The organism is Bartonella sp. MU70NMGDW, from assembly GCF_042194085.1.
GTDB lineage: Bacteria > Pseudomonadota > Alphaproteobacteria > Rhizobiales > Rhizobiaceae > Bartonella > Bartonella grahamii.
The window spans coordinates 43,676-52,042 of sequence record NZ_JBHIMK010000004.1; the positions used below are offsets into that span (position 1 = coordinate 43,676).

Annotated in this window: 7 protein-coding genes; 5 read left to right on the plus strand and 2 right to left on the minus strand. The window is 41.9% G+C overall.

From position 1 onward, the window contains the following. Together ACFIKE_RS00910 and ACFIKE_RS00915 are read right to left on the minus strand one after the other, a co-directional pair. The coding region (locus ACFIKE_RS00910; RefSeq protein ID WP_375648185.1) for a cell division protein ZapA at positions 1-275 on the minus strand (275 nt) is incomplete at its 3' end. 12 nt (positions 276-287) lie between these two features. Beyond that, positions 288-563: a DUF4164 domain-containing protein gene (locus ACFIKE_RS00915; protein WP_005774573.1), complete on the minus strand. Its 276-nt coding sequence runs from the start codon at positions 561-563 to the stop codon at positions 288-290. A gap of 334 nt (positions 564-897) precedes the next feature. Between ACFIKE_RS00915 and tkt the strand changes: the two genes are divergently transcribed. The 5 genes from tkt (at position 898) to ACFIKE_RS00940 (ending at position 8,069) form a co-directional block, all read left to right on the plus strand. Continuing rightward, complete coding sequence (gene tkt, locus ACFIKE_RS00920; protein ID WP_375648186.1) at positions 898-2,904, plus strand: transketolase; 2,007 nt, start codon at positions 898-900, stop codon at positions 2,902-2,904. A 197-nt stretch (positions 2,905-3,101) separates the two neighbouring features. After that, a complete protein-coding gene (gene gap / locus ACFIKE_RS00925) occupies positions 3,102-4,109 on the plus strand; it encodes a type I glyceraldehyde-3-phosphate dehydrogenase (RefSeq protein WP_375626574.1) in 1,008 nt (335 codons plus the stop codon). Positions 4,110-4,635: 526 nt separating this feature from the next. After that, positions 4,636-5,829, plus strand: a complete 1,194-nt coding sequence (locus tag ACFIKE_RS00930; RefSeq protein ID WP_375648190.1) for a phosphoglycerate kinase — start codon at positions 4,636-4,638, stop codon at positions 5,827-5,829. Positions 5,830-5,936: 107 nt separating this feature from the next. After that, entirely contained in the window at positions 5,937-6,968 is a 1,032-nt protein-coding gene (locus ACFIKE_RS00935; protein WP_375648187.1) for a class I fructose-bisphosphate aldolase, read from the plus strand. A gap of 933 nt (positions 6,969-7,901) precedes the next feature. Next, the gene (locus ACFIKE_RS00940) at positions 7,902-8,069 is read left to right on the plus strand and encodes a hypothetical protein (protein ID WP_375626570.1); all 168 of its coding nucleotides are present in this window, start codon (positions 7,902-7,904) and stop codon (positions 8,067-8,069) included. Positions 8,070-8,367: the final 298 nt, after the last annotated feature.

Genomic DNA, 8,367 nt, shown 5'->3' on the forward strand with positions numbered 1-8,367 from the left:
CCCATGGTGCGGTCTCTTTCGTTGTGGAGTCGTAAAAGAGCATTGTAGTCTTCTTGTAATTTTTTATTTTCTCGTTTTATTTCTTCCATTTCATCGATAATCATTATGCCAGCCATAACCGATAAACGATGGTCGCCAATTTCACCAAAATTGTTCTTTAAATGTGTGATATATTGATCTAATTGAGCAGCAAGCGCAATAAGACGACGTTCTTGTCCTTTGTCACAAGCCATGCGATAAACTTTACCATCAATGGTAACGGAAACAGTTTCCATACATTCAAACCTTTATCTATCAATGACAACACGAATTGTTTCCATTGCTTTAATAAGACGTTTGGAAACTTCTTTGTTTACGGACTCTAAGCGTTCAATTTGGGCTTCAGCTTTGTCAAGCGCTTGGGCAAGATGGCTGCGGTCAGCATTCATTCGTTGGATTTCTTCTTCCCATTCGTTATTTTTATCAATAACGGCATTGCGGTTTATTATGGTGATCTCTAAAGTTCTAAGTGCCTTTTCTAGGTGCTCTAAAGCATCTTGTAGAACTGTAGTCTCTTGGTTCATTGCCTTTATCCTTTGGGTAATTGTATCCTTTATCAATGTGTTATGCAAAAACGAATCACTTTCACTCTTGTATTGTGCGCATTTTATTTTTAAGTATGTAGGATATTTTAGCAAGCAAAGCAGGGGATGGATATAAATTAAAAGCTGGATTTTTTGCGCGTATTGGCATAAATGACATGGATATACAGGACGCGTGAGGGGAATGTTATTAATGTTATTGAAGTGGTGGCAAGAAGTCTCACACTAATGGTTAAAAAATAGTATTTCTTGAGAGTTTTAAGAGAATACGGAAAAAGCAACAGAATAACGTATTTAACGAAATGGTCGATTATTCATGACAAATACCCACCAACAGAATCAGATGGCCAATGCTATCCGTTTTCTTGCTATTGATGCGATTGAAAAAGCAAATTCTGGTCATCCGGGCTTACCAATGGGGGCAGCCGACATTGCTACAGTCCTTTATACACAATTCCTTGCTCATGATCCTAAAAATCCTCGCTGGCCTAATCGTGATCGTTTTGTGTTATCGGCGGGGCATGGGTCTATGTTGCTTTATGCTCTCTTGTATCTTTCTGGTTATGAAGATATTGGCATTGAAGATCTCAAAAATTTTCGCCAATTAGGGGCAAAGCTTGCTGGGCATCCAGAATATGGGCATGTGGCGGGAATCGAAACAACGACTGGACCACTTGGACAAGGGTTGGCAAATGCCGTGGGAATGGCTCTTGGGGAGCGTTTGCAAAATACCCGTTTTGGTGATCTCATCAATCATTACACTTACGCGTTGGTGGGCGATGGATGCCTTATGGAAGGAATATCTCAAGAAGCGATTTCCCTTGCTGGTCATTTGAAACTCAATAAGCTTATTGTGTTGTGGGACGATAATAATATTTCCATTGATGGAGAGATTTCCCTTGCTGATAGTACTGATCAGATTGCGCGTTTTAAAGCTTCTGGTTGGGAGACACATAAAGTCAATGGGCATGATCAAGCAGCAATTGCACGGGCTATTGAGGCGGCACAAAATTCCGATAAACCAACTTTGATTGCTTGTAAAACAACAATTGGTTTTGGAGCGCCAAATAAAGCGGGTACCAATAAAGTTCATGGGTCCCCTTTGGGCGCACGAGAAATTACTGAAACCCGTATCGCTTTAGGGTGGGATGCTGAGCCTTTCATTATTCCAGCCGATATTCTCGATAATTGGCGCTTGGCTAGTCTCAATGCTGCTAAAAAACGCCAAAAGTGGGAAGCAAAATTTGCTGATCTTCCTGTCTCAGAGCGTGTGGAGTTTGAAAGATTGATGCGGGGCGATCTCGTGGGTGGATTTGATGGCGCTATTGATACTTATAAACAGAAACTGGTTGAAGAGCGGCCTGTTGTTGCTACGCGTAAAGCTTCGGAAATGGCTCTTGAAGTTATCAATGGAGTCGTTACTGAAACTATTGGTGGTTCGGCTGATCTAACCGGATCTAATAATACAAAAAGCAGCCAGATGAAAAGTATCTCTGCTGAAGATTTTTCAGGGCGTTATCTGCATTATGGAATTCGCGAACATGTAATGGGAGCCGTGATGAATGGTCTTGCCCTTTATGGCGGCTTTATTCCTTATGGGGGAACCTTTTTATGCTTTTCTGACTATATGCGTCCTGCTATGCGGCTCTCTTCTCTTATGGGATTGCGGGTGATTTATGTCATGACACATGATTCTATTGGTCTTGGTGAGGATGGTCCGACCCATCAACCCGTGGAACATTTGGCTTGCCTGCGCGCAATGCCTAATCATCTTGTGTTTCGACCTGCTGATGCTATGGAGACAGTCGAGTGTTGGCAATTGGCTTTGAAAGCACGCAAAACGCCTTCTACTTTGGCTTTGAGTCGACAAAATCTACCGCTTTTGCGTCAAGAGTATGAAGAAGAAAATCTCTGTATGCTCGGTGCTTATGAATTCCTAACAGCTAGTGATGATGCACAAGTGACGCTGTTTGCTTCTGGTTCAGAATTGCAAATTGCAGTGGAGGCACATACGGTGTTAGAAGAAAAAGGCATCCCAACGCGTGTGGTTTCTGTGCCTTGTTTTGAACTTTTTTCTCAACAGTCTCTCTCTTATCAGCGTGCTCTCATTGGGGAGGCACCGATTAAAATTGCCATTGAAGCTGCTGTCGCCCAAGGGTGGGATCGTTTTATTGGCGGTGATGGTGTGTTTATTGGTATGGAGGGCTTTGGGGAAAGTGGAACAATTGATGCCCTTTATGCGCATTTTGGTATTACTTGTGAGAATGTGGTCGCTACCGTTGAAAAAGAGCTTGGAAAGATCAAAGAGGAAAAGACAAAGTGATAGTTTGTGTTGTCATGAATGGGGTGGTTTTAGGGCATCATATTCTGTCTAGTGTTGTGGATGATCTTGTGCATTATTGTGGATAAGTGAGTGATTGATCAAGATATTGACATTGTGGGAATTAATGATTTTGGATTGGTACCCATTTATTGTGTTTTAAATGTTGTGCTTAAAAAATTGATGAGGAAACATGTGAAATGACAGTTCGTGTTGCAATTAATGGGTTTGGTCGTATTGGTCGCAATATTTTACGTGCACTTGTGGAAAGTGAACGGCAAGATATTGAAGTGGTCGCAATTAATGATTTGGGATCGGTGGAAACAAATGCCCATTTATTGCGCTATGATTCAGTTCATGGGCGTTTTCCTGGGACCGTTAAGGTGGTAGGGGATGCCATTGATGTGGGGGGTGGTTTAATAAAGGTATGCGCAGAGCGTGATCCTGCTCAATTGCCTTGGAAAGATTTGGATATCGATATTGCTTTAGAATGTACGGGCATTTTTACTACGCGTGATAAAGCAAGTGCTCATTTGGATGCGGGGGCAAAGCGTGTTCTTGTTTCTGCGCCTTCTGAAGGAGCAGATCTTACGGTTGTCTATGGGGTTAATCATCTCTCTTTAAGCAAGGAGCATCGTGTTGTTTCAAACGCCTCTTGTACTACCAATTGCTTGGCGCCTGTAGCACAAGTTTTGCACAACACGGTGGGTATTGAAAAGGGCTTCATGACAACAATCCATTCTTATACGGGTGATCAACCTGTGTTGGATACAATGCATCGTGACCTTTATCGTGCACGTGCAGCAGCTCTTTCTATGATTCCTACCTCAACAGGAGCGGCAAAAGCTGTGGGATTGGTCTTACCAGAATTAAAGGGATTGCTTGATGGTGTATCGATTCGTGTTCCGACCCCTAATGTTTCTGTAGTTGATTTGACATTTATCGCTAAGCGTTCCACAACAATTGAAGAAATTAATACAGCTATTGCTGCTGCTGCACAAGGTCCTTTGAAGGGCATTTTGGACACTACAGAAGAAAAACTCGTGAGTTGTGATTTTAATCATAATCCTCATTCAGCTATTTTCCACAATGATCAAACAAAAGTGATTGATGGTAAGCTCTGTCGCGTTCTGGTTTGGTATGATAATGAATGGGGCTTTTCTAACCGTATGAGTGATACGGCTGTGGCTTTTGCTAAGACAATATAAGAGGACCTCAGGGTCCTCTTTTTATAGGGAAAAGTCTCATTTTTGTACAATTTTGAGAAAAACAGATAGAGGCTGTTGTTCTCATACGCTAGAGAGAAGAGAATATTGAAAAATTGATGATGTGTTTTGTTTTAATACCGTGTCAATACGTGCTTTTAAAAGCTGCATGAAAGAGTAAACTTTGAAAAAGTAAGATCTGAACGAGATACCCTTTGAGAAAACGTTAGAAAATTAGGAGATGTAAACTCCCTTGCTTAGAAGTAAAAGGCAAGCTTTAATAGAGATCAAGTTGAGCGAATGCATTTGTTTGCCACAATTTGTTTGCCACAATGGGATATGAAGATTAAGAGCAATGGTGGGCTTTTGTACATTTGACGATGAAGCTTTGGCTTTTCAAGCAGAGGGTGAGAGATAAGCTGTCGTGGATCTCTTGTAAAAGCAAAGAGGGGATAAGTGGAAAGAAAAGTGGGCAGGGTTGTTGGATGCGTTTTTATTTGAAACAATGGAAAGTGAAGAGGAAGCAGTGATGGGGTTTCGTACACTTGATGATGTTGATGTCACTGGAAAACGTGTTCTTGTGCGGGTGGATTTTAATGTGCCAATGGCACACGGCAAGGTCTGTGATACGACGCGCTTAGAGCGACATAAAGAGACAATCATTGAGCTGCAAAAGCGGGGTGCTAAACTTATTCTGCTTTCTCATTGTGGTCGCCCTAAAGGAAAGGTAGAGCCAGAGTTTTCACTCCGTCCTGTTGTGCAAGTGCTGGAAAAGATCATTAATCAGCCTGTTTCTTTTGCTCCTGACTGTATCGGTTCGGTGGTGCAGGTTGCGGTTGAGTCATTACAAAATGGGGGTATTTTACTGCTTGAAAATGTTCGTTTTTATGCTGGTGAAGAAAAGAATGATTGTTCTTTTGCGGAAGCTTTGGCTCATAATGGGGATCTCTATGTCAATGATGCTTTTTCAGTTTCTCATCGTGCCCATGCTTCGGTGGAGGGAATAACGCATTTGTTGCCTTCTTATGCAGGGCGCTCTTTGCAAGGTGAGATGCAGGCATTAGAAAAAGGACTTGGCAATCCAGCACGTCCTGTGGTTGCCCTTGTGGGAGGAGCGAAAGTTTCCAGCAAGCTTTTTGTGCTCAATCATTTGGTGGAAAAGGTTGATCATCTCGTGATTGGTGGGGGCATGGCTAACAGTTTTTTAGCAGCGCAAGGTGTGTCTGTTGGTAAGTCACTGTGTGAACATGCACTGATGGACACGATAAAAAAAATTATTAAAAAAGCGCAAGAGTGTCAATGTACGCTTCTGCTCCCTGTGGATGCTGTCGTTGGATTTCGTTTTGAAAAAGATGCACCGCATCGTCTTTATGACATTGAAGATATTCCACAAGATGGCATGATATTGGATATTGGGACACGCTCTATTGCGCATATCAATACTGTGATAGATAAAGCTGCTACTCTTGTGTGGAATGGACCCCTTGGTGTTTTTGAGATGTCTCCCTTTGATAAGGGAACCATTGCCGTTGCACGCCATGCAGCAGAACGTAGTTTGACGGGAAAGTTGGTTTCAATTGCGGGAGGGGGCGATACAGTTTTTGCTCTTAATCATGCTGGTGTTGCCAATGATTTTACTTATCTCTCGACTGCTGGAGGGGCTTTTTTGGAATGGATGGAAGGTAAGGTTCTGCCTGGCATTCTTGCCCTTATGCAGGCTTAAGGGGTTTCTTTGAAGGGAAGGTTAAAGAAAAACTATACGGTCTTGTAGAGTGTTTTGATAGTGTTGCGCATTTTTAGAAATTAAGACAAAATAAAGAGGAATTTTTTATGAATGAACGGCTTGAAGATATTGCACTTGCTTTGGTGCATGCGGGTAAAGGTATTTTGGCGGCAGATGAAAGTACGGCGACCATTGGAAAGCGTTTTGAAAGTATTGGTGTTGAATCCAATGAAGATAAGCGCCGTGCTTATCGTGAAATGCTTTTTAGTACAAAAGAAGCGATGGAAAACGCCATCTCTGGGGTTATTTTATTTGATGAAACCATTCGGCAAAAAGCATCAACTGGGAAAATGTTGACGGATCTTATTCGGGATTCAGGCGCTTTGCCAGGGATTAAAGTTGATACCGGTGCAAAACCTTTGGCCGCTTTTCCTCAAGAGACAATTACCGAAGGGTTGGATGGTCTTCGTGAGCGGCTAAAAGACTATTATGCTTTGGGAGCACGTTTTGCTAAATGGCGTGCGGTGATTGCTATTGATGAACACACTTTGCCAACAAGAGGAGCCATAAGACAAAACGCACAAGCTCTTGCACGCTATGCTGCCTTGTGTCAGGAGTTCAATATTGTGCCGATTGTTGAGCCGGAAGTGTTGATGGATGGACCATCGTGTGGGCATTCCATTACACGCTGCTTTGAGGTGACAAAAGCTGTTTTACAGACCGTCTTTAAAGAATTGTTTGAAGCTCGTGTTCTTTTGGAGGGGATGATTTTAAAGCCCAATATGGTGATTGATGGTAAGGATGCGCGCAAGGCTTCTGTCGAAGAAGTTGCTGAAAAGACCGTCCAGGTGCTTAAACAGACTGTTCCTGCTGCTGTTCCTGGAATTGCTTTTCTTTCTGGAGGACAGTCTGATAAGGAAGCAACGGCGCATTTATCTGCTATGAATTCTTTGGGCGCATTTCCTTGGAAATTGACCTTTTCTTATGGACGAGCATTACAAGCAGCTGCTTTAAAAGCATGGGCTGGAAAGGATGAGAATATTGCTGTTGCACAGAAGGCATTTAGTCATCGAGCTTTGATGAATCATCTTGCGGCTTTGGGACAATGGACAACAGAACAAGAAAAAGCGTGCGCTTGAAGCACAAACTCTGTTTTTAAATGCGGGGAGATTTTGCATGCTTCTGCGTGTTTTTTGGGTGCCCTCATCATGATAAAAATGGCGGGGGCGTTTTAGGCTTGAAAGCTTTCTCAGAGAGTTTTCTCCTTGGACCTTTTAAAAGTTTCTAATGGGTGCTATCGAGAGATAAGATTGCGCAAGAGGTGCGATTTCGGGAAGGGGAGATGGTGCTTTAAAGGAAATTTGTGAATGCACAGCACTTTAGTATGGTGTCGTTCATGGGTAGGCACTTGCTTTTTGAGTGAAAATCATAAAGCTAAGACTTTATTGAAGAGTTTGATATTGTGATATTTTTTCTTTTTCATGTTATCATTACTTGTCATCAGCAGAATCCATTTTATTACAGTTTCAAAGGTGGAAAAGCGGGTAGATTGGAGAGTTGCGATTTCTGAGCGGATTGGAATACAGCTTATGAAGTTTTTGTGCGTCAGGATAGCTTCCTCTTCAATGGGGGTAGTTTTTCTATTGACGAACGGATTGAATAACTCTTGCTAACAAAATAGATTTGCACCTCAATAAAACACCTATTTTTTCGTTAAAATGGATAAATTTTTCTTGTATTTTGTGATGATATAATTAAAAATGAATAACTTCATAGCATCTTGGCTTAAAACGGGGGGAGTTGTGGACGGTATATCTTCTAAAAATAACAGTATATCTTCTAAGAATACAAGCATCAAAAGAAAAAATCGATACGCAGAACAGAGCTTTTCTGCAATTATGATGCGAAAATTGTGCAATATGGTGCGTAGAACATTCGCTGTAATATTTGGAGTGTTTACTTTCATAATTTTTCTTATCCTGTTCCGCATGCGTGGATTGGTTCATGCCGTACTAAGCTTCTTTGCGGGTGCGAGTGGATTAGCGTGCTTTTTATTTTTTTTCGGATACCTCTTGGAACACCGTGAAGCAACGGCAGATGAAGCCGGTATATCGCTCACATTACTCTTAGCAATTAGTGAAGGCGTTTTTTCTGTTTGCTGCATGTCTGCTGCGTGGGGTTACGACGCTCTTTTATTCCGTTTAGCACCTCCTGAGTATGAAATTATGCTCTTTGAATAAATAGGGTGCAATTCGTTTGTGTATAAATCAAGATGAGAGGCTGTTTGCCTCTCAAATTCTTAATAATCGCTCTCCAAAATCGTAACATTAGACCCGCGTTTAATGAGAGGACTAACAAGCCTTGGTCCTTAAGCTTAAGGCAATCCTTTAAAGGTTACGCCTATCGGCATCCTTGACCTTAAGACACCCAAACGGCTTATTTTGTTTTTCTCATGCGGCTTTTGAAATCATGATATAAGGGGAAAGCTTCTCATGGTGCCTAAATGGTACCTTATCGTGTGTTAAATGGAAAAATGAG

Bases quoted from the DNA above. Each gene is read 5' to 3' on its own strand.
- ACFIKE_RS00930 (WP_375648190.1), top strand. From the start codon at position 4,636: ATGGGGTTTCGTACACTTGATGATGTTGATGTCACTGGAAAACGTGTT.
- gap (WP_375626574.1), top strand. From the start codon at position 3,102: ATGACAGTTCGTGTTGCAATTAATGGGTTTGGTCGTATTGGTCGCAAT.
- tkt (WP_375648186.1), top strand. From the start codon at position 898: ATGACAAATACCCACCAACAGAATCAGATGGCCAATGCTATCCGTTTT.
- ACFIKE_RS00915 (WP_005774573.1), bottom strand. From the start codon at position 563: ATGAACCAAGAGACTACAGTTCTACAAGATGCTTTAGAGCACCTAGAA.
- ACFIKE_RS00935 (WP_375648187.1), top strand. From the start codon at position 5,937: ATGAATGAACGGCTTGAAGATATTGCACTTGCTTTGGTGCATGCGGGT.